This window comes from Enterobacter cloacae complex sp. SHL020 (assembly GCF_049236945.1).
In the GTDB taxonomy this organism is placed as follows: domain Bacteria; phylum Pseudomonadota; class Gammaproteobacteria; order Enterobacterales; family Enterobacteriaceae; genus Enterobacter; species Enterobacter dykesii.
Genome location: NZ_JBMKJF010000006.1, coordinates 176,508 through 201,029 on the forward strand (window position 1 = coordinate 176,508; position 24,522 = coordinate 201,029).

22 protein-coding genes, 3 tRNA genes and 1 pseudogene are annotated in these 24,522 nt (G+C 53.2%); 7 read left to right on the top strand and 19 right to left on the bottom strand.

The genetic code is table 11. The annotated features are described in order from the left end of the window. Window positions 1-18 precede the first annotated feature (18 nt). From ACOTZB_RS16030 to ACOTZB_RS16045, 4 genes are all read right to left on the bottom strand, one after another. A complete protein-coding gene (locus ACOTZB_RS16030) occupies window positions 19-726 on the bottom strand; it encodes a T6SS immunity protein Tli3 family protein (RefSeq protein ID WP_421627756.1) in 708 nt (235 codons plus the stop codon). A gap of 13 nt (window positions 727-739) precedes the next feature. Continuing rightward, window positions 740-2,905 (bottom strand): T6SS effector phospholipase Tle3 domain-containing protein, encoded by a 2,166-nt coding sequence (locus ACOTZB_RS16035; RefSeq protein WP_421627758.1) that lies wholly within the window; start codon window positions 2,903-2,905, stop codon window positions 740-742. 317 nt (window positions 2,906-3,222) lie between these two features. Next, the gene (locus ACOTZB_RS16040) at window positions 3,223-5,415 is read right to left on the bottom strand and encodes a type VI secretion system Vgr family protein (protein ID WP_421627760.1); all 2,193 of its coding nucleotides are present in this window, start codon (window positions 5,413-5,415) and stop codon (window positions 3,223-3,225) included. A gap of 381 nt (window positions 5,416-5,796) precedes the next feature. Beyond that, entirely contained in the window at window positions 5,797-6,465 is a 669-nt protein-coding gene (locus tag ACOTZB_RS16045; RefSeq protein ID WP_134866043.1) for a YecA family protein, read from the bottom strand. 424 nt (window positions 6,466-6,889) lie between these two features. Between ACOTZB_RS16045 and ACOTZB_RS16050 the strand changes: the two genes are divergently transcribed. The 5 genes from ACOTZB_RS16050 (at window position 6,890) to ACOTZB_RS16070 (ending at window position 11,896) form a co-directional block, all read left to right on the top strand. Beyond that, the gene (locus tag ACOTZB_RS16050; protein ID WP_421627761.1) at window positions 6,890-8,011 is read left to right on the top strand and encodes a branched-chain amino acid ABC transporter substrate-binding protein; all 1,122 of its coding nucleotides are present in this window, start codon (window positions 6,890-6,892) and stop codon (window positions 8,009-8,011) included. A 99-nt stretch (window positions 8,012-8,110) separates the two neighbouring features. Next, complete coding sequence (locus ACOTZB_RS16055; RefSeq protein WP_023312278.1) at window positions 8,111-9,025, top strand: ABC transporter permease subunit; 915 nt, start codon at window positions 8,111-8,113, stop codon at window positions 9,023-9,025. Window positions 9,026-9,036: 11 nt separating this feature from the next. Then, a complete protein-coding gene (gene livM / locus ACOTZB_RS16060) occupies window positions 9,037-10,311 on the top strand; it encodes a high-affinity branched-chain amino acid ABC transporter permease LivM (RefSeq protein WP_134867363.1) in 1,275 nt (424 codons plus the stop codon). Then, window positions 10,308-11,183 (top strand): ATP-binding cassette domain-containing protein, encoded by an 876-nt coding sequence (locus ACOTZB_RS16065; protein ID WP_045356847.1) that lies wholly within the window; start codon window positions 10,308-10,310, stop codon window positions 11,181-11,183. Before livM ends, ACOTZB_RS16065 begins: the two co-directional genes overlap by 4 nt. Further along, entirely contained in the window at window positions 11,180-11,896 is a 717-nt protein-coding gene (locus tag ACOTZB_RS16070; RefSeq protein ID WP_223604375.1) for an ABC transporter ATP-binding protein, read from the top strand. The genes ACOTZB_RS16065 and ACOTZB_RS16070 overlap by 4 nt, the downstream gene beginning before the upstream one ends. Window positions 11,897-12,174: 278 nt before the next feature. Here ACOTZB_RS16070 and ACOTZB_RS16075 read toward each other — a convergent pair whose 3' ends face one another. From ACOTZB_RS16075 to uvrY, 7 genes are all read right to left on the bottom strand, one after another. Continuing rightward, window positions 12,175-12,846 (bottom strand): DUF2076 domain-containing protein, encoded by a 672-nt coding sequence (locus tag ACOTZB_RS16075; protein WP_421627762.1) that lies wholly within the window; start codon window positions 12,844-12,846, stop codon window positions 12,175-12,177. 302 nt (window positions 12,847-13,148) lie between these two features. Next, window positions 13,149-13,235 (bottom strand) — tRNA-Leu (locus ACOTZB_RS16080). 11 nt (window positions 13,236-13,246) lie between these two features. Then, a tRNA-Cys gene (locus tag ACOTZB_RS16085) sits at window positions 13,247-13,320 on the bottom strand. Between the two features lie 46 nt (window positions 13,321-13,366). Further along, window positions 13,367-13,442 (bottom strand) — tRNA-Gly (locus tag ACOTZB_RS16090). Window positions 13,443-13,594: 152 nt separating this feature from the next. Continuing rightward, window positions 13,595-14,143, bottom strand: a complete 549-nt coding sequence (gene pgsA, locus ACOTZB_RS16095; protein WP_008500348.1) for a CDP-diacylglycerol--glycerol-3-phosphate 3-phosphatidyltransferase — start codon at window positions 14,141-14,143, stop codon at window positions 13,595-13,597. Between the two features lie 56 nt (window positions 14,144-14,199). Continuing rightward, a complete protein-coding gene (gene uvrC, locus ACOTZB_RS16100) occupies window positions 14,200-16,032 on the bottom strand; it encodes an excinuclease ABC subunit UvrC (RefSeq protein WP_421627763.1) in 1,833 nt (610 codons plus the stop codon). Beyond that, window positions 16,029-16,685 carry a UvrY/SirA/GacA family response regulator transcription factor gene (gene uvrY, locus ACOTZB_RS16105; protein ID WP_013096026.1) on the bottom strand — a complete coding sequence of 219 codons (657 nt, stop codon included), beginning with the start codon at window positions 16,683-16,685 and terminating at the stop codon, window positions 16,029-16,031. The genes uvrC and uvrY overlap by 4 nt, the downstream gene beginning before the upstream one ends. Window positions 16,686-17,057: 372 nt before the next feature. On the opposite strand from uvrY, the pseudogene ACOTZB_RS16110 reads away from it, so the two are divergent. Beyond that, window positions 17,058-17,126, top strand: a pseudogene (locus ACOTZB_RS16110) (hypothetical protein); the annotation flags it as partial. Between the two features lie 25 nt (window positions 17,127-17,151). Further along, window positions 17,152-17,376, top strand: a complete 225-nt coding sequence (locus tag ACOTZB_RS16115) for a DUF2594 family protein (protein WP_008500345.1) — start codon at window positions 17,152-17,154, stop codon at window positions 17,374-17,376. Between the two features lie 66 nt (window positions 17,377-17,442). Here the strand turns inward: ACOTZB_RS16115 and sdiA are convergent, their stop codons facing one another. From sdiA to fliB, 8 genes are all read right to left on the bottom strand, one after another. Beyond that, window positions 17,443-18,165, bottom strand: a complete 723-nt coding sequence (gene sdiA / locus ACOTZB_RS16120) for a transcriptional regulator SdiA (protein ID WP_193806412.1) — start codon at window positions 18,163-18,165, stop codon at window positions 17,443-17,445. A 221-nt stretch (window positions 18,166-18,386) separates the two neighbouring features. Beyond that, on the bottom strand, window positions 18,387-19,139 hold the full coding sequence (gene tcyN / locus ACOTZB_RS16125) for an L-cystine ABC transporter ATP-binding protein TcyN (protein ID WP_047652372.1): 753 nt from the start codon (window positions 19,137-19,139) through the stop codon (window positions 18,387-18,389). Then, complete coding sequence (gene tcyL, locus ACOTZB_RS16130; RefSeq protein ID WP_014884380.1) at window positions 19,136-19,804, bottom strand: cystine ABC transporter permease; 669 nt, start codon at window positions 19,802-19,804, stop codon at window positions 19,136-19,138. Before tcyL ends, tcyN begins: the two co-directional genes overlap by 4 nt. A 21-nt stretch (window positions 19,805-19,825) precedes the next feature. After that, window positions 19,826-20,812: a D-cysteine desulfhydrase gene (dcyD, locus tag ACOTZB_RS16135; RefSeq protein ID WP_421627764.1), complete on the bottom strand. Its 987-nt coding sequence runs from the start codon at window positions 20,810-20,812 to the stop codon at window positions 19,826-19,828. A gap of 107 nt (window positions 20,813-20,919) precedes the next feature. Beyond that, entirely contained in the window at window positions 20,920-21,720 is an 801-nt protein-coding gene (tcyJ, locus tag ACOTZB_RS16140) for a cystine ABC transporter substrate-binding protein (RefSeq protein WP_047652374.1), read from the bottom strand. Window positions 21,721-21,806: 86 nt separating this feature from the next. After that, window positions 21,807-22,358, bottom strand: coding sequence for a flagella biosynthesis regulatory protein FliZ (fliZ, locus tag ACOTZB_RS16145; RefSeq protein ID WP_008500339.1), 552 nt, complete (start codon window positions 22,356-22,358; stop codon window positions 21,807-21,809). Between the two features lie 54 nt (window positions 22,359-22,412). Beyond that, window positions 22,413-23,132 (bottom strand): RNA polymerase sigma factor FliA, encoded by a 720-nt coding sequence (locus tag ACOTZB_RS16150; protein ID WP_014170714.1) that lies wholly within the window; start codon window positions 23,130-23,132, stop codon window positions 22,413-22,415. Window positions 23,133-23,261: 129 nt separating this feature from the next. Then, window positions 23,262-24,467 carry a flagellin lysine-N-methylase gene (gene fliB, locus ACOTZB_RS16155; RefSeq protein WP_421627767.1) on the bottom strand — a complete coding sequence of 402 codons (1,206 nt, stop codon included), beginning with the start codon at window positions 24,465-24,467 and terminating at the stop codon, window positions 23,262-23,264. Between the last annotated feature and the right edge of the window lie 55 nt (window positions 24,468-24,522).

A 24,522-nucleotide genomic window follows, 5' to 3' on the forward strand; every position in this document is an offset into this window, starting at 1 on the left:
GTGGAATTACGCCGTTCATTAGTATCCTTTCCTTCCTGCATCCATATCGCAACGCATATGATCCCAGCCGGTGTAGCCTTTTACTTCCGGTATTTTGTCAGGCTGATTTTGCCAACTGGCCTGAAGTTCCTGAACGGTATCTTTTAGCCCTTGTTTAGTCATATAAACCATTCCCCAGGCCCACCCCGCAGTTCCGGGTTTTATATCTCCTTTTGTTCCATCCTCAAGCTCATATTGAATGCCCGCCCCTCCAGGCAAAATACGCGGGTCATCAAACGGTTTTGACGACATATACAGCCGGTGTTTCGTCTGTAAAAAACCCTGATCGTTGACGACGGTGAAAGAAATAATATCGTCGTAAGGAGGTGATGAATCACCATTAGGTTCATTTTCGCTGGGAGCAAACGAAGAAGGATACCAGGTTTGCCCATAATCTTTCGAAACCATAGCCCCAGGAGAATCCCAGGTCGGAAGCGCAATGTAACGTTCTGATGGATGCACATATTTTTTGGTAAATATCCGGTAAAACTGGCTGACTGGCTCCGTGTGGATACCCCGCTGTGTATCCGTGTACCAGAGTTCACCCTCGCAGTCCCATCCCTTCAGCTCCAGATAACGATGGTCATCGAACCGGTACACCACCTGCGTGGGCGGCTCTGAGGCATTGCAACCTGCGGCCTCCAACACTGCCGCCAGGGCAATACCTGCTATACGTTTTATCTTCATGCTTGTCTCCCTGTCACGATTCCCACCACTCTTTAGCACGCGCAATCCCCAGCTCTCGGTCAGATTTTGCCTTCGGCATGTCCCATTGCAGATTTGCGACTTCCTGATTGCCCACGGCTAAATCACGGGACGGGATGACTTTTGTGGCATTGTTAAACTGGTTGACCACGCCAAAATCGTCTGTAGGTAAAGCACCTTCTGGCTTGTTCATATGGTATTTGGTTGGCGCATCTGGTAGTTTTCCCGTCCGGTAATAATCTACATCTGGCTTGAATCCATTCAACGGGTCACGCCAGTCGGCACGGTGCAACAGGTCTTCCCAGAATTTACCCGCTTTATAGTCGAATGCCCGGCACTGGCCGATTGCCAGGTCAAACGCCATCGCATGAGACGGCGCGTACTCACTCGCCACAATAGAAGAATGCTGGCTGTAACTGACTGGATCTGCCTTCATCCATTCCTTTTCCAGTTCGTCGCGGGGACGAAGCCAGGTCAGCGTGACGTTCAGAAAGTCCTTCGTTCCTGTCACCACCCCACGAATCACCCTGGTGTCATACCCGATACGCTCTTTCATCCCGAGTGTTTCGACCTGCAGCTCATCGTTTGTCAGTATATGGCCGGGACTCCAGCTGACGCCCTGGTAACGGCTGACGGCATACGTGGCGCTCTCCGTCAGTTTGATGGTATGGGCTTTTGCAGAATACGAAATGTAAGCGTCAGGGCTGTCCGGGTCGATATAATACGTGTACGGTTTGTCACTCGTTTTAGGATCATTATCCGGATGGTTATTCTGCCCCTGAAGTGCAAAGATAAACGTCTCAGGCAGCTCTTCACCGTTCACGACAACACCTGATCCTGACGTGGGGTAACTGGTATTCGCGAGGCTGCTGTAACCCGCATCCCCCGTCATGCGCTTAGGCAAAGTAAACTCTTCTCCTGTCGGAGCCAGCCCAACCTCACCATGCTGATAAAAAACTCTCTGATATAAGTTTGGGATACCGGTGGCGATGGTTTTGGGGATGCCCCGCCAGCCGAAACCCTGAACGTTTGTCAAAGACACAACACCATCATCAGGGCAGAAGTAGTTATAGACTTTCCCGTTATTATCCCGGCAAAACCTGGCGTCTTTGCGCAATGGATTATCGGACGGTTTACGCAGCGTACAGGCCCCTTCCATTTCCTTCAGCGCAGCGTCATCAAGCACACCGCCTTTGTAATGCGTTGCCATCAGCCGACAGAAATTTTTAAACGTATTCTGCCGGGCTTTATCTGTCTGGTGGTGGCCTGGCTGAATATTTTCCGCGGAGCGGGATTCCAGTGAATACGGGGAATGATTCAGGATGACACAGTTCGCAGGATCATAACCCGCCTGCTTCACCAGCATATTGGCGAGCATGGTGATGATGGTGCCCTGGCTATGCGCCACTACGTTAATCACATCGTTTCTTGTCACCAGTGGTTCACGTATTTGCAGAATCAAATCAGCGAGGCGCTGAGCGGCAAAAAACTGGTAGATGCGGTGCGGGTTTTCGTAAATAGGATGAGTGAAGTCCCCGTTATTTGCGTGTAATGACAAAAAACCGACGGCAGACAGAGCCACCCCTCCCGCCCCCGGCCCCAGCATGTCGGGAATATTGGTTGTGGCGTTCGCGAAGGTGCCGCCCCCTTTGGCAAAGTTCGCTTCCAGCGCATTACCAAAGTTATCGTTCTGGTACTTAAACGCACCTTTTCCGTCATTACCCAGATCGGCTTTTTTATCAGCATTATCTTCCTGATAGGCATCGTACGGCAGGTGAGCCTGGTCTTTCAGCTTACCCACTTCATCCCGGTACCGCTTCTGATCTGCTTTATAGTCGTCATGCGTAACCGGCTTATACCCCCAGTAAAACGGGATAACCGGTGAACGGCCGGGACGGGTGATTCTGTAGTCCCCCCATTCATGGGTGTAAAAATCTGTGCGGCCAAGACGTTTACTCAGGCCCGCGATAATGCCCTTCTCCTGGTTCTGGTACGCTTCGCCTACATCATTCACGCCGTGGACCAGAATAACGATCCCCGGCATCGGGCGCGGTACGCCCACACGGCAGGTCTGAGCGACTTCCCCCAAATCCCTGTGTACAGGAATATCCCCTTCTGATATTACCCGTGGCGCATACGGGCTTTTTCTGGCTTCCGTCATTCCATTAACTCCATTTTGTAGGTATCCAGGTCATCGGCATCGAGTAACGATGAATGACCGTTGCTGTCCCTAACGCCCTCAACCACGTTTCCGGCCGAGCTGGTCAGCCTGAATTTTTTGTTTGCGAGAATTTGTTCCGGGTCATCTCCGGCGTGCAGCAGGTAGCGGAATTTGAATGCGCCCTTATTGAACGGCGGGACCGTGACCTGCGCGCTTTCCGGACCGTCATACTTCAGGTTGGGTCCTTTCAGTTCGATTCCCGTTGGCGAGAAGATGGTGACCAGTCCGTTCGGACTGACTCGGATCCCGCCACCGCCTCAGACCAGCTGTATGCCCTGTTTGGCGCTGCCGTTCAGCTGCCCGGCGGTGCTCGCCATCGTGAAATCTTTCTGCGAGAGCATGTGCATGGCACCACGCTGGGCCTGCGTCGTGATATCCCCGGCACCGGCAATCATCTGGATGCCGAGCTTGCGAACGAACAGCGAGAGTTTTTCCCCCACGGCCAGCGAGAATTTTTTCACCACGTTCACGCTGGCATCCTGACCTGCTGTTGCGATCAGGTCTTTCCCGGCGGACAGCTGCAGGCTCTGCGGGGTGACGTGCGCGGCACCTTTTTCGGCATACGCCAGAATGCCCGGCCCTGTCAGCTGGCTCAGCACCCGGGACAGCTGGTTTTGCCGATCGGTATCCACATTCCCGGCACCGGCCGTTAACGCGCTTTGTTGCAGCGTCATCGCCAGCGACAATGCTTTTTCCAGCTGCGCGATGGCGGCCGTCATATCCAGCTGTTGGCCCTGCGCGCGGGGCTGGGCCTCTGTGGTAATGAGTACCCCTTTGGCGGCACGCAGCGCCATCCAGTCATCGGTGCGGGCTTCCACGCCCTGCCCGCGTTTTTTCCCCGTGGAATCGACCAGGTGGCCGACGCTGACCTGTCCCTTGCCGTGCTCCGTGGAAATCTTGATATGTTCCTCACCCCGGCGATCCTCAAGGCGGATTTTGTTCGAGGCGGCCGTGCGGATCACGTTGCGGGTATCGTTGCGGTTTGTGACCAAATCCGGATGGCTGCCGTCATGCATGACGTGCGCGATATACGGCCTGTCCGGGTCGCCGCCTTCAAAGGCGACTGCCACCTCCGTTCCGTCCAGCAGCGGGAAGTGAAAACCAAACACATCCCCGCCGTACGGTCTGCCCAGACGCATCAGCGCACTTTCAAAGCCGTCACGTTTTTCATCAAGGTCAAAATCAAACTTCACGCGGTAGCGGCCCTGTGCATCGACTCCGGCATACGTGGGATCGCGATTAATGGCCGCCACGCGGCCGGGCACGGTTCCGGCTATCACCGGACGCGGCAGATAGTCCGGACGGTAGCTGTAGCCGTGCAGATAGGGAATGCCCTTCAGGATGGCGCGATAGTGCTCCGCGCGGCTGCCGGAGAGCGTCATCGTGGTGACAACGAATCCGGGCTTAAATCCGGCAGGAATATCGCCTGTCAGGTTAAACATCACGCCCGGCAGCAGTTCCGGATCGCTGGTCGTCAGCCCCAGCACGCTCTGATTGTTCAGCAGACGCTCATAGCGCAGGCGCGCGTAAAACGTAGCCGTTTCCGCCTCCTGTCCATAAAAGTCGCCTTCATTCAGAAAATGATCGGCGTAGTGATACTCTTTGCCGCGGGTTATCCCGTCAGGAATGCCGTTGTCAGTAAGGGTTTTATCCGCCTGCGGAGAAAACGGATCGCGATAGTTGTAGGTGCGGACCAGCACGTTTTCGGGAATGAGCTGGTAGCGCTCTTCGAGCCCGGTAACATACTCTTCATGACTGGTCATGCCCGAATTACGGACGTATGGCAGCTTTTTATCGCTGAATACGTAGCGACGGCCCCCGTCGCCAAAAATCACCACCGTTTCGGCCGGTACCTTGTCGTGATTTTCAAAGCGAAACCAGATCCCGACTTCGTCCAGCAGGCGGCGGATAAACTGGAGATCGGTTTCTTTCCACTGGATAACCATTTCCCGCAGCGGATAGCTGAAGCTCAGCTGGTCGAAATCGATGTTGTAACCCTGAAAATACCCGCTGTCCTTCATTAACTTCGTGACGAGCTCAGGCACGGTCATGTCCATGTACACGGCCGAACGGTAATTTCGGTCCATCAGCGCCAGTTCATGCTCCAGCACACACTCATACAGCGTTTCATCGGCGGACGACTTCAGACGGGAAAATGACGTGATTACGCCATTTATCTGCCGCACCGGCAGCCAGGGATCCTGATGATGCCAGCCTGCTCTCGGATTCGGGGCACGCAGAATAAACTCGGCTATCTGGTTAAGGACGTCTTTAACCGCGATGTTCGGTGTTGGGCTGGTAAAGCGAATAGTATAACGGTAAGGTTTACTGAGTTCTTCTTCCCCGCTAAACGAGTGAACATCAGATAAAACGGTTTTATTTCTGGGAAAATAAAGTAAATAACGATTCAGTGTATCCTGATATTGAACCGTGTCTGATTGCCCTGCCATCGTCAATTATCATTTTGAACAACCGATAAGGTTAATCAAAATATACGCCTGGAGACCGAACATTAAAACCTTATTTCACAGAAAGGGATAAAGGATTTAATTTATTCAACACGCAAATAATCGCAAAATAAACATTCATGAATTAAATGAAAAGATAAAATAAATACCAGAAAGATATATGACAATCCAAGAATACAACTAAGCACTTCGGGGTGTAGAGATCAAAGATATTCGATGAGCAACAATAGACATTCAGCTTATTCACGGTCTGATACGCCTTGCCATATAAGGGGCCTCGACGGCCCCTTATCTCGTTCACAGGTTAAGAACGTATTACCTTCTACTGGTCTTAAGGTGAACGAACAAAGCCACAAAAATGTTTCAGTGCAAACAGCAGCTCTTAAACTTCTTCCCGCTGCCGCAAGGACACGGATCGTTACGCCCGACCTTCGTGCCGTTCACCGTCGGCTTCTTCGCTTCCGGCTGCTGCGGGTTGTTTACCCAGTAGTTATACAGGCGCAGCGCCGCAGGCTGGATGCTTTCGATGCTGGAGATGTACTCCTCTTCGGACAGTTCATCCAGCTTCTCGCTGTTCTCTTCCGTCCCGTGCAGGGCAATCACGTCAAGATCGGCCTTCAGGGCTTCCGGCAAGGCTGACCAGTCCGTCAGCGCCACGCCGCGCATATAGCCATAGCACCACTCTTCCACCACGGTATAGCTCTCACCGTCCACGTCGTTATAGCCGAACATCGGTTCAAACTGATCCGGGTACTCGCTCAGGCGCTCGGCAATATCGTTCATGTGCTTAAAGCAGAGATCGATAAAACGGTTCATCTCACGATCGTTTTTCCAGCGCGGAATGTACTTCTCGCCACCCCACACCGCCACCAGCCAGGCATCTGGCTCAACGACAACAGGACCGGAAAGCACTGCGGTAAGCATGCCGTCCAGTTCGGACACGTCAATCACGGACGCGTCATCATGACCGTAAGACATTAACGTCTCTTCAAGCCACGCCATTTCGCTTTCATTCAATGGGCCTTCAGTCATCGCTGATACTCCTGCAAAAAAGGAAACGATCCTAACACATATCTCACGCCTCTCCGGGCTGAAGTTTAGGTCTTTATTGCTGCAAAAACGTGCAAATCGTGACCTTTGCACAACTTATGGGCTTTATTGTTAACGATATGTGATCTCCGCTGTAATTTCTTCTCCTCCCGCAAGGCGGCATAACGCGGCGCTCTATACTCAAACATGTCGCAAGCTCGTCAATGGGTTAACCATTCTGGCAACATTTTTGCTTAACGTTCTTCGCGCGATCCTGCGCAGGGAAATCTCGCCGTATATGCAGGATGCCGTCTGTATCTTGTTCGTTTAGTGCATTTTGTTCTTGCTCGTGTTTCGGATTGGCTGCGCCGTCGGGCGTTCGGGTTTACGCCGTGGTGCAAAAACCTCTTTGCTAAGGAACATAATAATGTCGCTGAAATTAATCAGAACTCCTCTTTCTCTTGTGTTGGCCGGTTGTCTGGTGACGGCGTTTTCCGCCCGGGCAGATATTGTGATTGGCGTGGCCGGGCCGTTTACAGGTCCCAATGCGACCTATGGCGATCAGTACTGGCATGGCGCAACGCAGGCCGCTGAAGATATTAATGCCGCAGGCGGTATTAATGGCGAGAAGATCAAACTGGTTCAGGGGGATGACGCCTGCGAGCCCAAGCAGGCCGTCGCCGTCGCCAACCGTTTAGTTGACCAGGATAAAGTCAACGCCGTGGTCGGCCATTTCTGCTCCTCTTCCACCATGCCCGCCTCCGAGGTGTATAGCGATGCGGGCATTATCGCCATCACCCCAGGCTCGACTAACCCGCTGATCACCGAACGCGGCATGAGCGACATGTTCCGCATGTGCGGCCGCGATGACCAGCAGGGCCAGGTGGCCAGCGACTTCATCATCGACAAGCTGAAAGCCAAGCGCGTGGTCATCATTCACGATAAAGACACCTATGGTCAGGGTCTGGCTGACGCCACCAAAGCGGCGCTGGCGAAACGCGGCGTTCAGGATGTGATGTATGAGGGGTTATCCCGCGGTGAAAAAGACTTTAACGCGCTGGTGACGAAGATCGGCGCGCAAAAACCGGAGGTCGTATTCTTCGGTGGCTGTCACCCGGAAGCCGGCCCGCTGGTTCGCCAGATGCGTGAACAGGGCGTGCAGGCGAAATTCTTCTCCGGCGACTGTATTGTCAACGAGGAGATGGTGACCGCCGCGGGTGGCCCGCAATACACGAACGGCATTTACATGACCTTCGGTAAAGATCCGCGCCTTATCCCGGACGGTAAAGCGGTTATCGAGAAATTCCGCGCCGGTAAATTCGAGCCGGAAGGTTACACCCTTTACTCCTATGCCTCCGTACAGGCCATAGCCGCGGCCTTCAAGGCCACCGGCGGCAAGGACTCCGCCAAAGCCAGCGAGTGGCTGAAAGCCAATTCCGTCGACACGGTGATGGGCAAAAAAGCCTGGGACAGCAAAGGCGATCTGAAAGTGTCTGACTACGTGGTTTACCAGTGGGACGACAAAGGAAAATATAAGGAAGTGCAGTAACGGGACGGAGTCACGCTCAACGTCGGCGGGTTTGCCCGCCGGCGCGTAATAAACATCAGTCTGCGCGCTTCGCGCAGCCTATAAAACGAGCGCGCTAAGATGAGTACATTCTTCCTGCAACAGTTAATCAATGGTTTAACGCTGGGCTCCGTCTACGGTTTAATCGCCATCGGCTACACCATGGTGTACGGCATTATTGGGATGATCAACTTCGCCCACGGCGAAGTGTATATGATCTCCGCCTATCTCTGCGCCATTGGCCTGGCGCTGCTCTCGTTCTTCGGTCTGCAGTCGTTCCCACTGCTGATCCTCGGGACGCTGGTGTTCACCATTGTAGTAACCGGGGTGTACGGCTGGACCATCGAGCGTATCGCCTACAAGCCGCTGCGCAACTCCACGCGCCTGGCGCCGCTGATCTCCGCCATCGGCATGTCGCTTATCCTGCAAAACTACGCTCAGCTGAGCCAGGGTCCGCGTCAGCAAGGAGTGCCGACCATGCTGGACGGCGTGATTCGCCTGCATCTGGGCGACGGGTTCGTACAGATAACCTACACCAAAGTGTTTATTCTGGTTGCCTCGTTTGCCGGCATGCTGGTGCTCACCTGGATTATCAACCATACCCGGCTGGGCCGGATGTGCCGCGCGGTACAGCAGGATCGTAAGATGGCCTCCATTCTGGGCATTAACACCGACCGGATCATTTCGCTGGTCTTTGTGATCGGCGCGGCGATGGCCGGTCTGGCGGGGGTGTTGATCACCATGAATTACGGCACCTTTGATTTCTACGTCGGGTTCGTGATCGGCATTAAAGCCTTTACTGCAGCGGTGCTCGGCGGCATCGGCTCCCTTCCCGGCGCCATGCTCGGTGGCCTTATCCTGGGCGTGGCGGAAGCCCAGTTCTCAGGCATGGTGAACTCGGACTATAAAGATGTCTTTTCGTTCGGCCTGCTGGTCATGATCCTTATTTTCCGTCCCCAGGGCCTGCTTGGGCGCCCGATTGTGGCCAAAGTGTGAGGGAGAGAATGATGACATCACACGGTTTTTCACTTAAACGCTGCATGCTGGACGCGATTTTTTCCGGACTGATTGCGCTGATTATTTTCGGCCCCATTGCGGGCGTGGTGCTGGACGGGTACAGCTTTAACTTCGCCGGGCAACGGCTGGCCTGGATGGTTGGCATCGTCATGTTCGGGCGTTTTCTGTTGAGCGTCTTTTTAGGTACCGCCGCGGGCGCCCGTTTCCAGGCGCGCTTCGAAGCCGATAGCGCGGGCGTATATGTCCGGCCACCGGAATATAAAAGCCGCATGCGCTGGATTATTCCTTTGGTAATTGCCCTTGCGATTTGCTTTCCGTTTGTCGCCACTAAATATGTGCTGACCGTCGCCATTCTCGGGCTGATCTACGTGCTTCTCGGTCTGGGGCTGAATATCGTCGTGGGTCTGGCCGGCCTGCTGGATTTGGGATATGTCGCGTTCTACGCAATTGGGGCGTACGGTCTGGCGCTGGGATACCAGTATCTCGGCTTAGGCTTCTGGAGCATGCTGCCGCTGGCGGCAATCATGGCCGCCGCCGCAGGCGCCCTGCTCGGTTTCCCGGTACTGCGCATGCACGGTGACTACCTTGCCATCGTCACCCTCGGGTTCGGGGAGATCATTCGCCTGATACTGAACAACTGGCTGACCTTCACCGGCGGCCCAAACGGCGTCTCGGCCCCTCCCCCCACCTTTTTCGGTCTGGAGTTTGGACGACGCGCGAAAGAAGGCGGCGTGCCCTTCCACGAATTTTTCCACCTGACCTACAACCCGAACATGAAGTTTATTTTTATCTACGCGGTACTGTTCCTGGTGGTGATGCTGGTGCTCTATATCAAGCACCGCCTGACGCGGATGCCGATTGGTCGGGCGTGGGAAGCGCTGCGTGAAGACGAAATTGCGTGCCGCTCGATGGGGCTGAATCATGTTCTGGTTAAGCTCTCCGCCTTTACGCTGGGCGCGTCGACCGCGGGCATTGCCGGGGTGTTCTTCGCCACCTATCAGGGGTTCGTGAATCCCACCTCCTTTACCTTCTTTGAATCGGCGCTGATCCTCGCCATTGTGGTGCTGGGCGGGATGGGCTCGACGCTTGGCGTGGTGCTGGCCGCCTTTGTGCTCACGGTAACGCCGGAACTGCTTCGCAGTTTTGCCGAGTACCGCGTCCTGCTGTTTGGCATGCTCATGGTGGTGATGATGATCTGGCGTCCGCGCGGTTTGATCCGCATTAACCGCAGCGGGTTTGCCGTGCGTAAGGGCGTCGCGCCATGAACGGAACGATATTACGCGTTGAACATCTGATGATGCACTTCGGCGGGATTAAGGCGCTAAACGACGTCAACCTGGACGTGCAGCGTGGCTCAATTACCGCCCTGATTGGGCCAAACGGGGCGGGGAAAACAACCGTGTTTAACTGCCTGACGGGCTTCTACAGGGCCTCCGGCGGCAACATTTTATTTAATACCCGCCATAAAACGACCAACGTTATTCAGGTGCTCGGACAAAAATTCCAGCCGGGAGACTGGATTAACCCCGCGCAGTTCGGGCAGCGTCTTTTCTACAAAATGTTCGGCGGAACGCATCTGGTCAACCGCGCAGGGCTGGCGCGCACGTTTCAAAATATCCGTCTTTTTCGCGAGATGTCTGTCGTAGAAAACCTGCTGGTTGCGCAGCATATGCGCGTTAACCGCAATCTGCTTGCCGGGATCTTAAATACGCCGGCATACCGGCGGGCGGAAAGCGACGCCCTGGACAGGGCCTTCTACTGGCTGGAAGTGGTGGATCTGGTGGAGTGCGCCAATCGCCTGGCGGGAGAGATGTCGTACGGCCAGCAGCGGCGTCTGGAAATTGCGCGAGCAATGTGCACCGGGCCGGAAATGATCTGTCTGGATGAACCCGCCGCCGGGCTTAACCCGGTTGAAACGCATAAGCTCAGCAGCATTATTCGTTTTCTGCGGGATCATCATGACATCACGGTATTACTGATTGAGCATGATATGGGGATGGTGATGGAAATTTCGGACGACATTATCGTGCTCGACCACGGCGATGTCATCGCCAGAGGTAAACCCGAGCAGATCCAGCATGACGAAAAGGTTATTGCCGCCTACCTGGGTACGGATGAAAGCGAGGTCACCCTATGAGCGAACCGCTGCTGGCATTTCGCGAGGTGGATGTGTTTTACGGCGTCATTCAGGCGCTGAAGCAGGTCTCACTCGAGGTGAATAAGGGGGAAACCGTGGCGCTGATTGGCGCAAACGGCGCGGGTAAATCGACATTGCTGATGTCCATCTTTGGTCAGCCCCGCATCCGCAGCGGGCAGATCCTGTTTAGTGGTGAAGATATCAGCCATAAATCCACCCACTACGTCGCGTCCGGCGGCATTGCGCAGGCGCCGGAAGGCAGACGAATCTTCCCGGATATGACCGTTGAAGAGAATCTGCTGATGGGGACCATCCCCCTCGGCAGCCAGTTTGCCGCTGAGGATATGCAAACCATGTTCGACCTCTTCCCGCGCCTCAAGGAGCGACGCAAGCAGCGCGCGATGACCATGTCCGGCGGGGAACAGCAGATGCTGGCGATCGCCCGAGCGCTGATGAGCCGTCCGAAGCTGCTGCTGCTGGATGAGCCCAGCCTGGGCTTAGCCCCGATTGTGGTGAAACAGATCTTCCAGACGCTGCGCGAGCTGGCCCGCAGCGGTATGACTATTTTTCTGGTGGAGCAGAATGCGCATCACGCGCTGAAGCTTTCCGACCGCGGGTATGTGATGGTGAACGGACAGATCCGGCTGAGCGGCAGCGGTGAAGAGCTGCTGGGGAATCAGGAGGTGAGGAAGGCGTATTTAGGTGGGGTGTGATTTGATATCTGCCAAATGGGCTGATTCCGTGATGGATCATTTCGGCACATATGGGATAGAAGAACGGGAGTATACGTTAGTCGATATCGCCTCTTTGTTTGGATTGCTTCCGGCAATTCTTACAGGTTTGTTAGTAAGAAACGTAGTAAAAAGAATGTGATTTATGAGCCTTCAGGCTTAGCCGCGAAGGCTTTTTTGACCCGGAAACGCAAAACCCCGAAAGTTGGATACCTGACTTTCGGGGTTCACTTCATTTCGGTGGTTACACGATAACGTCGTTAAATAAAACTATCGTCGTCATTGCTGTAGTCGTCATCTACATCGTCATTCTGCCAGACGTCGTTATTACTGCCTAACGGATCGTTCTGGTTGAGGAAACGGGTGTCAGAGATGTTATTAACGTCGCCGTATTGATTACCGACAAACGGTTCGCCACCGACGGGCATTGTCGGTTCTTCGATGATGTTCACGATCTCTTCCGGCCGCGACTGATGGAACATGCTGGTAAGCATCTCGGCAAGCGCTATGCCACCGGCCACGCCAGCGGCTGTCTGGAGCGCGCCAGCCATAAAACCGCCGCCGCGAGTAGCTGGCGCCCGAGAGTAATCCTGCGCCGGTGGCTGTTGCGGCTGGGCATTCCAGCTGTTGTCAGGCTGCGGGTTACTTTTCCCGCCACCAAACAGGCCGCCGAGGAAACTGCCGCCCGTCGAGGGTTTGCTTTTTTGCGCGGCTAATTCGCTTTCAAGCTCCTGAACCCGGGCCTGCAGACGTTTCAGCGCCGCTTCCTGAATCAAAATTGACTGCGCCATATAGTAGGTGGCAGCAGGTTGCTGTCTGACAAATTCAGCGATCTGACGCTCCGCATCTGCATCCCGTTGGCTGTTTTGTTGTCCGGCCTGTTTAAGACGCTCGAAAAGGCCGTTGATAAGCTGCTGTTCTTCATATTGCATGACAATAACCTTCCGCTCTCCAGGGTGGATACCAACCAGTTTATCAGCGGCGGCAACCTGTGTCTGACGAGTGAAATGTTTGTTTAAGATTGGTTGCAGGTTAGCTGAAAATCGCCCTGCTTTCTGGGATTTTTATTAGAGAGTCAGGCTTAGCATTCTGGTATGGCAGCAAATTCTCTGGTACAGCAGGATCGGGATGATGATGAGATACGCTCACTTCGCGCTAAACTGGAGGCACAAAAAAACCACCTTTCGGTGGTTTCACGACACTGCTTATTGCTTTGATTATTCTTTGTTTCCCATGGTAGCCGGAGTGGGACTTGAACCCACACAGCGCGAACGCCGAGGGATTTTAAATCCCTTGTGTCTACCGATTCCACCATCCGGCCAGGGAAGAAAGTGGAGGCGCGTTCCGGAGTCGAACCGGACTAGACGGATTTGCAATCCGCTACATAACCGCTTTGCTAACGCGCCGTAAAACTTTTCAAACTGACACCCGCTACTGCGCATGTCTTTAATCTGGAGCGGGAAACGAGACTCGAACTCGCGACCCCGACCTTGGCAAGGTCGTGCTCTACCAACTGAGCTATTCCCGCATGTCATCAAGTAAACATCTAACCACTTGATTTCATTATCGTCCGGCTTGCTGTGCCGCCGTTCGATGCGTTGCATTCTACTGATATGACGTTATGAGTCAACGTTATTTTTTGTATCCCCGGATCGTTTGCTGAAAATTACGGCGAAACGATCACTGATCAAGCAAATCCCCGCGCGCAGCGTTCAAATATTGCAGCATTGACCACAACGTCAGCACTGCCGCCACCCACAGGAGGCCAATCCCCGCCCACTCAACCCAGGCGTTTGGACGCCAGAGCATCCAGACCAGCGCCGCCATCTGCGCCGTCGTTTTCACTTTGCCAATCCAGGAGACCGCCACGCTGCTGCGTTTCCCCAGTTCCGCCATCCACTCGCGCAGCGCAGAGATAATGATCTCGCGGCCGATCATGGTGGCCGCAGGCAGCGTCACCCACCAGGTGTGATAGTGCTCGGCCACGAGCACCATGGCGATCGCGACCATCACTTTGTCCGCCACCGGATCGAGGAAGGCGCCGAAACGGGTGCTTTGATTCCAGCGGCGCGCCAGGTAGCCATCAAACCAGTCTGTTACCGCTGCGATAAGGAAGATCAACGCGCAGGCAAAGGGTGCCCAGACAACCGGCAGGTAAAATGCCAGTACAAAGAACGGGATGAGTACAACACGAAAGAGGGTGAGCAACGTAGGGATATTATATTGCATAGTGACGGTAACTATTTGTTGTCAGTAAAATTTAGCTCTATGTTGCTACAGAGCCCTCAATGTTTCAACGAGTAGTAGATCTTTTCTGCCAGCCCTTGCGAAATACCCGGCACTTTTGCAATTTCCTCCATGCTGGCGTTGAGTAATCCTTGCAATCCGCCCATATATTTCAGCAGCATCTGGCGACGTTTTGGCCCCACGCCTTCAATCGTTTCCAGGCTACTGGTGTTTTTCACCTTCGCCCGTTTTTTGCGGTGACCGCTGATGGCATGATCGTGTGATTCATCGCGAATATGCTGGATGACGTGCAGCGCCGGGGAGTCCGGCGCCAGGCTGAAGCCCTCGCCTTCCGGCTCGAAGAACAGTGTCTCCAGACCGGCCTTACGATCTGCCCCTTTTGCGACACCCAGCAGCAGCGGATGGTTTTTATCCCAGCTGACATCAAGCGATTCAAATACCGCTTTCGCCTGGCCGAGCTGCCCTTTCCCGCCGTCAATCAGGATCACATCCGGGATTTTGCTCTCTTCTATGGCTTTACCATAGCGACGACGCAGCACCTGATTCATGGCCGCATAGTCATCACCTGGCGTGATCCCGGTGATGTTATAGCGGCGATACTCGGCTCGCAGTGGGCCATTCGCATCAAACACCACGCAAGACGCCACCGTCTGTTCCCCCATCGTGTGACTGATGTCGAAACACTCCATCCGTTTCACTTCCGGAAGCTTCAGCAGCGCCGCCAGGGCCGTTAATCGCTGGTTCACCGTCGACTGCTGCGACAGCTTAGTGGTGAGTGCCGTCGCTGCGTTGGTTCGTGCCAGCTTCAGATAACGCGCACGATCGCCGCGCGGTTTTGTTTGAACATTGACCCGACGGCCCGCCAGTTCAGAGAGCGAATCGGCCAGCAGGGTTTTATCGTCAAGATTAAAATCGAGGAGGATCTCAGAAGGCAGCGTGCGCATCTGGCTTCCCTGCAGATAGAACTGGCCGACAAAGGTTTCCACCACTTCACCCAGTTCGGTACCGCCGGGCACTTTCGGGAAATAACTGCGGCTGCCGAGCACTTTGCCCTGGCGAATAAACAGCACGTGCACGCAGGCCATCCCGGCGTCAAAGGCTACGCCGATGACGTCGAGATCGTCACCGGTATTCGAGACAAACTGTTTCTCAGTGACTCTGCGCACCGCCTGGATTTGGTCGCGGATTCGCGCGGCCTCTTCGAACTCGAGTGCGGCGCTGGCTTTTTCCATGCGCGCGATCAGCTGCGTTAAGACCTGATCGTCTTTTCCGGCTAAGAACAGGCGCACATAATCCACCTGCTGGGCATACTCTTCTTCACTTACCAGCCCTTCCACGCAGGGCCCCAGGCAGCGTCCAATCTGGTACTGCAGGCACGGGCGCGAGCGGTTACGATAAACGCTGTTTTCACACTGGCGGATCGGGAAGATTTTTTGCAGCAGCGCCAGCGTTTCACGCACGGCATAGCCGTTAGGGAACGGCCCGAAGTATTCGCCCTTAGCGTGTTTTGCACCGCGGTGCATGGCGAGGCGCGGATGGGTGTCGCCGCTCAGAAAAATAAACGGGTAGGATTTATCATCACGCAGCAGAACGTTATAGCGCGGCTGGTAGAGCTTTATATAGTTGTGCTCAAGCAGCAGCGCTTCTGTCTCGGTGTGCGTGACGGTGACATCAATATTCTGAATGAGTGAGACCAGCGCTTCGGTCTTACGGGAGGCCAGGTTACTGCGAAAATAGCTGGAGAGGCGTTTTTTAAGATCTTTTGCCTTCCCCACGTAGATAACCGTACCGCCAGCGTCATACATGCGATAGACGCCAGGCTGGCTGGTTACGGTTTTCAGAAATGCTTTTGAATCGAACACATCACTCACTGACTTAACAACGTCTCCGCATTACACAAACCGTGCCGAATGGCCAGGTGCGTCAGTTCAACGTCACCATGAATGTTCAGTTTACTGAACATCCGGTAACGATAGCTGTTCACCGTTTTCGGGCTAAGATTCAGCTGTTCCGAGATCTCATTTACCTTCTGACCTTTGGTGATCATCAGCATAATCTGCAATTCACGCTCGGACAAACTGGCAAACGGTGATTCGGTTTTCTCGGGCTCGATCTGACTCAGCGCCATCTGCTGGGCAATGTCGGAAGCTATGTAGCGCTGTCCGGCAAACACGGAACGGATTGCATTGACGACTTCCTGCGGCGCAGCACCTTTACTCAGGTACCCCGCTGCACCCGCCTGCATCACTTTCGCGGGCAGTGGGTTTTCGGTATGCACGGTCAGCATGATGACTTTGGTATCAACAAATGTACGCGCGATTTTGCGTGTAGCTTCAAGACCACCGATACCGGGCATGTTCATATCCATCAGTACCACATCGGCCGAGTTTGTGCGGCACCATTTTACCGCATCTTCGCCGCAGCACGCTTCACCGGCAACTTTAATACCTTTAATATCTTCAAGAATGCGTCGTATCCCTGCGCGCACCAGTTCGTGGTCATCAACAAGAAGGACGTTGATCAAAGGAAATGTCTCCAGAATAGGGATAACGCTACTGAGTGATAATTTGGTTTATATTAACGGTTTTCCTCGCAAGATTAAAACGTTAAAAAACCGGCTATTCGATTTTGCTCTCGTTTTTGGAAATTAGGCTGTACAGTCCGTGGAAAAAGAGACCATGCATTCAGGGCTTTTGCAGCTTTTTTTAAGCATCTGTATTCAAAAAGTTACAAAAAACTTGCAGGCTTTTCCTGCAAAAAAACAGATCTCAAATTTTTGTAACAATAATTAACGGCAAGCGAGCCGGGCATAAACAATTAATAGCCTTTAACGGCGGTTAAGTTTACCGGTACGTTCTGTTTACGCAATTAAACATCCACGTAAAAGTACAAAAAACAACCACTGCATTTTTTGCTTCAGCTTGTGGTATACTCCGCCGCCTTGACTTTCGTCGTCGCGCTTTAGCGCCGTTTAATAATGAGGAAAATAAATGAGCACACCTGAATTTGCCACTGCGGAGAATAACCAGGAACTGGCACAGGAAGTAAACTGCCTGAAAGCATTGCTAACGTTGATGCTGCAGGCGATGGGCCAGGCTGATGCCGGTCGTGTGATCATTAAAATGGAAAAACAAATCGCGGAGATGGAAGACCAGGCTGAATCTGCGGTATTTGCTAACACCGTTAAGCAAATTAAACAAGCCTACCGCCAGTAACAAAAAACGGCTGGATGCAGTGCATCCAGCCGTTCCCTCGTCTGTCACGCAGAACGTATTATCCTGTCAGATCAGCCCCGTTGCCGCCGCGTAACACGCAATCTGGGTTTTGTTAGGCGCATTGAATTTCTTCTGCATATTTTTCTGATGGAAGTTAACGGTATTCTCAGAGATAGAGAGAATGATCGCTATTTCCGCTGACGTCTTCCCTTCCGCAGTCCATTTCAGAATTTCGCGCTCGCGTTTGCTGAATTTCATTTCGGGTGGCATGACCATCTCATCTTCAAAACGCACCAGAGAAGTTAAGGCCATTTGCACAAGCATTTGCAACCGCAGTTCTATTTCCTCACGGGCAAAAGGCCCTTCCAGTAGACTAGTACGAGAAACAGACAGGAAGCCAAGCGCATGATTAGGCAACATCAGACACTGCGTTATTCCCTCGCGTAAACCGTGGTCCTGCGCGCTGTGCCATAATTCCTGCGCGTCAGCGAATAATGCGTCTGTCCAGGGTAAATGACCCTGAATGAAATTCTCCGGTTTTAAGACGGGATCAATAGCGAAATAGTTCGCGGATTGATATTGCGCCATCCACTGCTTTGGGTAAGTGGTATGCACAGAGATCTTAGGCCGGGTAAACGGCACGGGATGGCGCACGCAGAGCGCGTAACAATCGAATTCAAGCGTCTGAGTTTGTCGCTGTAATTCCTGATATACCTCGTCGACACAGGTCAATTCCTGAAACCGGAGGGAGCAATCCCGTCGCCAGGTGAAAAAGTCTGAATCCTTCATACTTACTAAATGAAGCCTCTGAAAAAATAATCATTATTATGGTGAATATAACCTAACACATAAAACTTTTTTCTAACTACAAAATATCGGCAATAGCACAATTAACTTTACTATTGATAAGGTTTATCCGAGCTGGATGGAATAAAAAAACAAACGACAGCCCCCTAAGGGAGAATAATTTGCTCCAGCCTAAATTTCTGGAGCAAATTAGTGCAAAAATGCTACTGCATAAGGAATTTTTCAAGGAACTGACGGGTTCGCGGCTGTTGAGGGTTAGCGAACAGGCTTTTCGCCGGCCCCTGCTCCACAATCCGCCCCTGATCCATGAAGATGGCTCTGTCAGCAACATCGCGTGCAAAGCTCATTTCGTGCGTCACGATCACCATCGTCCGTTTTTCCTGCGCCAGCTGGCGAATGGTGTTCAGCACCTCACCCACCAGTTCCGGATCGAGCGCAGAGGTCGGTTCATCAAAAAGGATCACGTCAGGGCGCATAGCCAGCGCGCGCGCTATCGCCACACGCTGCTGTTGTCCGCCAGACAGACGGCGCGGATAGCTGGTCTCTTTCCCCGCCAGCCCAACTTTGGCGAGCAGTTCACGAGCCCGCGCAGTCGCTTCCTCTTTTGGCTCACCTTTAACGATAACCGGCCCTTCGATAATGTTCTCCAGCACCGTGCGGTGCGGGAAGAGGTTAAAGTTCTGGAAAACGAAGCCGACATGCTGGCGCAGACGGCGAATCAACCCTTTCTGCTGGCTGATGGATTTCCCGGTATCAATCGTTATGTCCCCTACCCGAATGGTGCCACCTTCCGGCTGTTCTAACAGGTTAATACTGCGCAGCAGCGTCGTCTTTCCCGAACCGCTCGGTCCGATAATCGCCACCACTTCACCCTGCTCGACTTCAAGATCGATCCCGTGGAGCACCGTTTGACCGTGGAATTTTTTCACCAGGTTTTTGACGTCGATAGCACTCATTTTGGATCACGCTCCTGGCGGTTAAGCTGGTTTTCGAAGTAGTTTTGCAGAGCAGACAGCACCGTCGCCATCACCCAGTAAATCAGCGAGGCGGCCAGATACATGGTAAAGACTTCAAGCGTGCGCGAAGTAATGAGCTGCGCCTGACGGAACAGTTCCGGTACCTGAATCGTTGCCGCCAGGGACGTATCTTTCACCAGGCTAATGAAGCTGTTACTCAGCGGTGGAAGCGCCACGCGTGCCGCCTGCGGCAGAATGGCTCGACGCAGAGTCTGCCATGGCGTCATCCCGATACTGGCCGCCGCCTCCCACTGCCCTTTGTCAATGGAGGAGATCGCTGCTCGCAGGGTTTCTGACGTGTACGCCGCGGTATTGAGCGACAGACCAATCATCGCTGCCGGAATCGGATCCAGCTCGATACCAAACTGCGGCAAACCGTAGTAGATCATAAAGAGCTGGGCGATAAGCGGCGTGCCGCGAAATACGGAGATATAAAAGCGCGCCAGCCAGCGTACCGGCAGGATGGGTGACATGCGCATTAGTGCCAGCACAAATCCCAGCACCAGCCCGAAGAACATCCCGCCGATACTGAGCTGTAACGTAAATACCGCACCTTTTAGCAGATACGGCAGAGAATCAATAACCAGTTGAATACTTTCTTGCATTATTATTTTTCGACCTGATTTTTAGACATGAGGATGGTAGGCAAACAGCGCAGGCGCCCCGCCGGTATGGACAAATAAAATCGGCCCTTCATCCTTAAAGCGTTTCTGCGCAATGCCGTCAATCAGTCCGGCCATCGCTTTGCCGGTATAGACCGGATCGAGCAGTATCCCCTCGAGGCGCGCCAGCAGCTTCACCGCTTCCATGCCCTCTTCGTTAGGCGTACCGTAACCCGGCGCAAAATAGTCGTCCCAGAGCAGAATATCGGCCTTTGCCTTCAGCTCCAGCTGCGCGGCTACCGCCTGCTGTAAAGTGACCACTTTTGGCTTCTGGTCCGCGACGCTGCGGGACACCGTCACGCCAATCAGCTCGATGTCCGGCAGCAGTTGCTCCAGCCCCACCGCCAGCCCGGCATGCGTGCCCGCGCTGCCGGATGCGACAACCACGGAGGAGAGACTCACCGCACCCTCGCACTGCTGCGCGATTTCCAGCGCACTTTCCACATACCCCAGCGCGCCCAGCGCGTTCGAGCCGCCGACGGGGATAACGTAGGGGCGGAAACCCTGCGCTTCCAGACGCGTCGCCAGCTCATCGAGCTGAGCGGTCGGGTCGGTCAACGCATCGACCATCTCAACCTGCACGTTAAACAGGTCCAACAGCAGGCGGTTGCCGTTGGTGAGATAGTTTTCTGCCCGCGTGCCAATCGGGTTTTCCAGCAATGCCACGCAGTGGAGTCCGAGCTTTGCCGCCACTGCCGCCGTCTGACGAACGTGGTTGGACTGGATAGCCCCGGCGGTAATGAGCGTATCCGCGCCTTCGCGCAGTGCGTCAGCCGCCAGAAACTCCAGCTTGCGCAGCTTATTGCCCCCCATCGCCATCGGCGTCACGTCATCACGCTTAATAAAAATATCGCGGCCTAAATAATCAGAAAATCGCGGCAGGTACTCCAGCGGCGTTGGCGCGCCGATAAACTCCAGGCGGGGAAAGCGCGTTAAATTCTGTAGTGGCATGGGTTCTCCGGTAACTCAGACAAAATGTGATATTTTTCATTATGCACGCAGACGCGTAAGAAATAAAAAAGGCGCTTTTAAAAGCGCCTTTTTTTACGTCAAAAGACTTATTTGGTTACGTCTGCACCGAACCACTTCTCGGAGAGCGCCTTCAGGCTGCCGTCTTTTTGCATGTCAGCAATCGCGGAATCAATCGCTTTGACCAGGTCTTCGTTACCTTTACGAACGGCAACGCCGGATTCCTGACGAGAGAACGCATCACCCGCTACTGCCAGGGTATTGTTGGTTTTCTTCACCAGATCCAGCGCGGCCAGGCGGTCAACCAGAATGGCGTCGATACGGCCCACGCGCAGATCCTGGTATTTCGTCGGGTCATCATCATAGGTACGGATATCCACGCCCTGCACGTTCTGGCGCAGCCATTCTTCGTAGTTGGTACCCAGACCGACACCGACTTTCTTCCCTTTCAGATCCGCAGCCGTTTTGATGGAGCCTTCGTTGCCTTTCTTCACCAGCGCCTGAATACCGGACACGGTGTACGGCGTAGAGAAGTCATATTTCTTCTTACGCTCGTCAGAAATGGTCACCTGATTAATCACCACATCAATACGTTTGGAATCCAGCGACGCCAGCATACCGTCCCATTTGGTCGGTTTCAGTGACGCTTTAACGCCGAGGTGCTTCGCCAGTTCTTCAGCAAACTCCACTTCAAAACCGGTCAGCTTACCGTCATCGCCCTGGAAGCTGAACGGAGGATAGGTTCCTTCCAGCCCGACCAGCAGCGTACCGCGCTCCTTCACTTTATTCAGCAGGTTTTCTGCGGCGAACGTTTTCACGCTCATGCCCGCAACCAGCGCAACGGCCATAACACCCATCAGCGCCTGACGACCCAGAAGTGCAAATTTCATAAATACCCCGATATAGTGGAATTTTTACGTAGTGTAGAGAAATCGCCTGCCACGTCAAAGGCGACTGCGCTACATCTTATTCTTTTTTAATATATATCAGAAGTTGTTCCGGCGTGGGCTTTCTGCTTTATGGCACCCGGCATTTGCACCTTGTATTGCGCATACTTGCGCAGCGCAATTCGGTAGTTGTTGGTGCTGGTCGCAGGCAGCCACGGCTCCAGATTTTCATCCAGATAACCGGTTTTAAGCAGATCGCGAGAAATATTGTTTACGGTCAGATGTTGCCCAAGGCGGCGCAGGCGAACGACATATTCGCGAACGGTGCCGTGGCTCATCTCCGTTTGTTCAAACAGAAACTGCTTGAAGCCGATAATATCGAAGAAGTCGCTTTGCTCTTTGCAGTGGAGATCACCACAGAAACGGCAAAGCGCCACCCACTCTTTTTGCTCTTCGAGCCATGCTGCTTCGTCCATCAACGTGTCGAGACGCGAAATCGCAATCTTATTGACGATTTCGCCCCGGCGAACCAGCGTGATACGATCGAGTAACTTGTTACAGTGGGCGCAATGCGTCTGGCTGTGTTTAAAGTCTTTCAGGTAGCGGCTTAAAGGCCGTCTTTTAGATTGCTGCACCGTCATGATAACTCCTGGTTGTCAATACGTTGTGCGGCATTTTTAAGGTGAATCAATCACCTATAACTTACCCAGCTTGGTTCGTAAGCGTTTAATGGCCTGGCTGTGCAGCTGGCTTACCCGCGACTCTCCCACCTCCAGAACAGCGCCAATCTCTTTGAGGTTAAGCTCTTCCTGGTAATAAAGGGTCAATACCAGCTGTTCGCGTTCAGGCAGAGCTTCAATAGCCTCCATGACGCGCTGGCGTAAATTCCCTTCCATTAAATGGTGTAACGGGTTTTCCTGCTGGTGCTCGTCCGTCACCAGCTCGATGCTATCGCCATGCTCTTCTCGCCACTCGTCATAAGAGAAGAGTTGGCTATTATTGGTATCGAGCAACATCTGACGATACTCTTCAACAGCAATGCCAAGACGTTCCGCCACTTCGGTTTCCGTTGCGTTACGTCCCAGTTCCTGTTCCAGCTGCCCCATCGCATGCGCCACTTCGCGCGCGTTACGGCGAACACTGCGCGGCACCCAGTCGCGGCTGCGCAGCTCGTCCAGCATCGCACCACGAATACGCTGAACTGCGTAAGTCGTAAATGCCGTTCCTTGCAGAGCGTCGTATCGGTCAACTGCATTCAATAACCCGATACCGCCCGCCTGTAGCAGATCGTCGAGTTCCACGCTCGCCGGCAAGCGCACCTGGAGGCGCAATGCTTCGTGACGCACCAGCGGGACATAACGCTGCCACAGCGAGTGTTTATCCATTACACCTTCAGCGGTATAGAGTGAATTCACGATAAACAGCCCTGCGTTAGTTGAGTTATCGGCATGATTATCCGATTCTGCAGGGCGTTCAATTGGATGAAAAAGGGGGATAAAGTGAGGTTATTCTGAGGTTGCCCACAACAGGGGCAACTTTTCTGCCTAAATTAACAGTTGTAACAATGAAAGATCGTCGCCCAGTTTGACGCTATCTATATGTTGATGAAAGAGCTTTCCCGCTTCCTGATTATGCTGGCTAAGGGAGTGGAAGCTGTAAATAACATCAATGATATTATCTTGTTCAATTTTCCCCGCCACGATCGCCTGACCGGCAAGTAACGTTTTAAGAAAATAGAACTCCGCAACGATTAAATAAAGGTTATTCAACATGCTGCGGCCATTGTTCTGCGGGAAGCCCTGCTCCCACAGTTTGTATTTAAAAAAGTTCTTAAATAAATGGTCATTGGTGGCAAGGTAACTGCCCGCTACATCGCGCCAGACGGACTCGATGTTCTCCATGACCTTCTCTGCCGGCACGGTGTCACCCGCAGACTCAAATTGTTGATAAAGCTGAGTAAAATAACGGTTTAATACCGCACCGCCGCGGGCTGTCACTTTCTTCGTGAAGTAGCTCTGGATGAGCGAAATTAACGCGAACTTCAGACTGTAGTTCTGATTAAAACCGCCTAATTCCGTTTTGATTTTACCGCTCACCAGTTCGTTAACCAGCGAGAAATAGACCGTTTCGAGCGTGCCGATATTCTCTGCGATATTATCGAGCTTTTCAGCCACCATCAGGAATTTCACTACGGCGTAAACCTGTTCTTCAACGCTGACGCCCTCAACGCTGAAAATATTCTGGCAGAAGAGATTGATGACTTTTGCCTTTAAATCAATCATCGGCGCAGTATTGACGTCCTGCTGGACGCTGATGGATTCCATCATCGACATAGACTCCCGATCGTTCAACAGAAGTCGGGTCACTTCCGGACACGAGAGGTTCAGCGATTTTTCGATTTCATTTTTATAGACCCGGTTTGTCCGCGGAAACGACGAACAGGTTGGGCTTAAGGCCTGGGCACCCATGGCGCTATGAATAGAACAGAGTTTTTCCTTATCCATAAACGGGCAGTTTTTACTTTCCGTATGGAAAATCACTTCGCCCCAGTTGCCATACTGTTTTTTGGTGACTTTTATTGCCGTTTTCGCCGTATGACGAATGGCGGCATTTTTACTGTTCAGATAGCGATTAACGGAGGATTTATCAAACGCGATGGTCCAGCCCTGACAACAATGTTCACGGCATTCCCCACCGACACATGAAAAATCTGCGACCAGCTTTGGTTGAGTGACACTGATTTGTTTCACAGGCGGATTCTCAAATAGCAGAGATAAAAAAACCCCGCCGAAGCGGGGTTTCACG

Coding starts and splice junctions, on each gene's coding strand:
- ACOTZB_RS16070 (WP_223604375.1), top strand. CDS start 11,180: ATGAGCGAACCGCTGCTGGCATTTCGCGAGGTGGATGTGTTTTACGGC.
- tcyN (WP_047652372.1), bottom strand. CDS start 19,139: ATGAGTGCTATCGACGTCAAAAACCTGGTGAAAAAATTCCACGGTCAA.
- fliZ (WP_008500339.1), bottom strand. CDS start 22,358: ATGACGGTGCAGCAATCTAAAAGACGGCCTTTAAGCCGCTACCTGAAA.
- ACOTZB_RS16065 (WP_045356847.1), top strand. CDS start 10,308: ATGAACGGAACGATATTACGCGTTGAACATCTGATGATGCACTTCGGC.
- ACOTZB_RS16050 (WP_421627761.1), top strand. CDS start 6,890: ATGTCGCTGAAATTAATCAGAACTCCTCTTTCTCTTGTGTTGGCCGGT.
- livM (WP_134867363.1), top strand. CDS start 9,037: ATGACATCACACGGTTTTTCACTTAAACGCTGCATGCTGGACGCGATT.
- ACOTZB_RS16075 (WP_421627762.1), bottom strand. CDS start 12,846: ATGCAATATGAAGAACAGCAGCTTATCAACGGCCTTTTCGAGCGTCTT.
- ACOTZB_RS16035 (WP_421627758.1), bottom strand. CDS start 2,905: ATGACGGAAGCCAGAAAAAGCCCGTATGCGCCACGGGTAATATCAGAA.
- dcyD (WP_421627764.1), bottom strand. CDS start 20,812: ATGCCACTACAGAATTTAACGCGCTTTCCCCGCCTGGAGTTTATCGGC.
- pgsA (WP_008500348.1), bottom strand. CDS start 14,143: ATGCAATATAATATCCCTACGTTGCTCACCCTCTTTCGTGTTGTACTC.
- tcyL (WP_014884380.1), bottom strand. CDS start 19,804: ATGCAAGAAAGTATTCAACTGGTTATTGATTCTCTGCCGTATCTGCTA.
- ACOTZB_RS16115 (WP_008500345.1), top strand. CDS start 17,152: ATGAGCACACCTGAATTTGCCACTGCGGAGAATAACCAGGAACTGGCA.
- ACOTZB_RS16040 (WP_421627760.1), bottom strand. CDS start 5,415: ATGGCAGGGCAATCAGACACGGTTCAATATCAGGATACACTGAATCGT.
- ACOTZB_RS16030 (WP_421627756.1), bottom strand. CDS start 726: ATGAAGATAAAACGTATAGCAGGTATTGCCCTGGCGGCAGTGTTGGAG.
- tcyJ (WP_047652374.1), bottom strand. CDS start 21,720: ATGAAATTTGCACTTCTGGGTCGTCAGGCGCTGATGGGTGTTATGGCC.
- ACOTZB_RS16055 (WP_023312278.1), top strand. CDS start 8,111: ATGAGTACATTCTTCCTGCAACAGTTAATCAATGGTTTAACGCTGGGC.
- sdiA (WP_193806412.1), bottom strand. CDS start 18,165: ATGAAGGATTCAGACTTTTTCACCTGGCGACGGGATTGCTCCCTCCGG.
- ACOTZB_RS16045 (WP_134866043.1), bottom strand. CDS start 6,465: ATGACTGAAGGCCCATTGAATGAAAGCGAAATGGCGTGGCTTGAAGAG.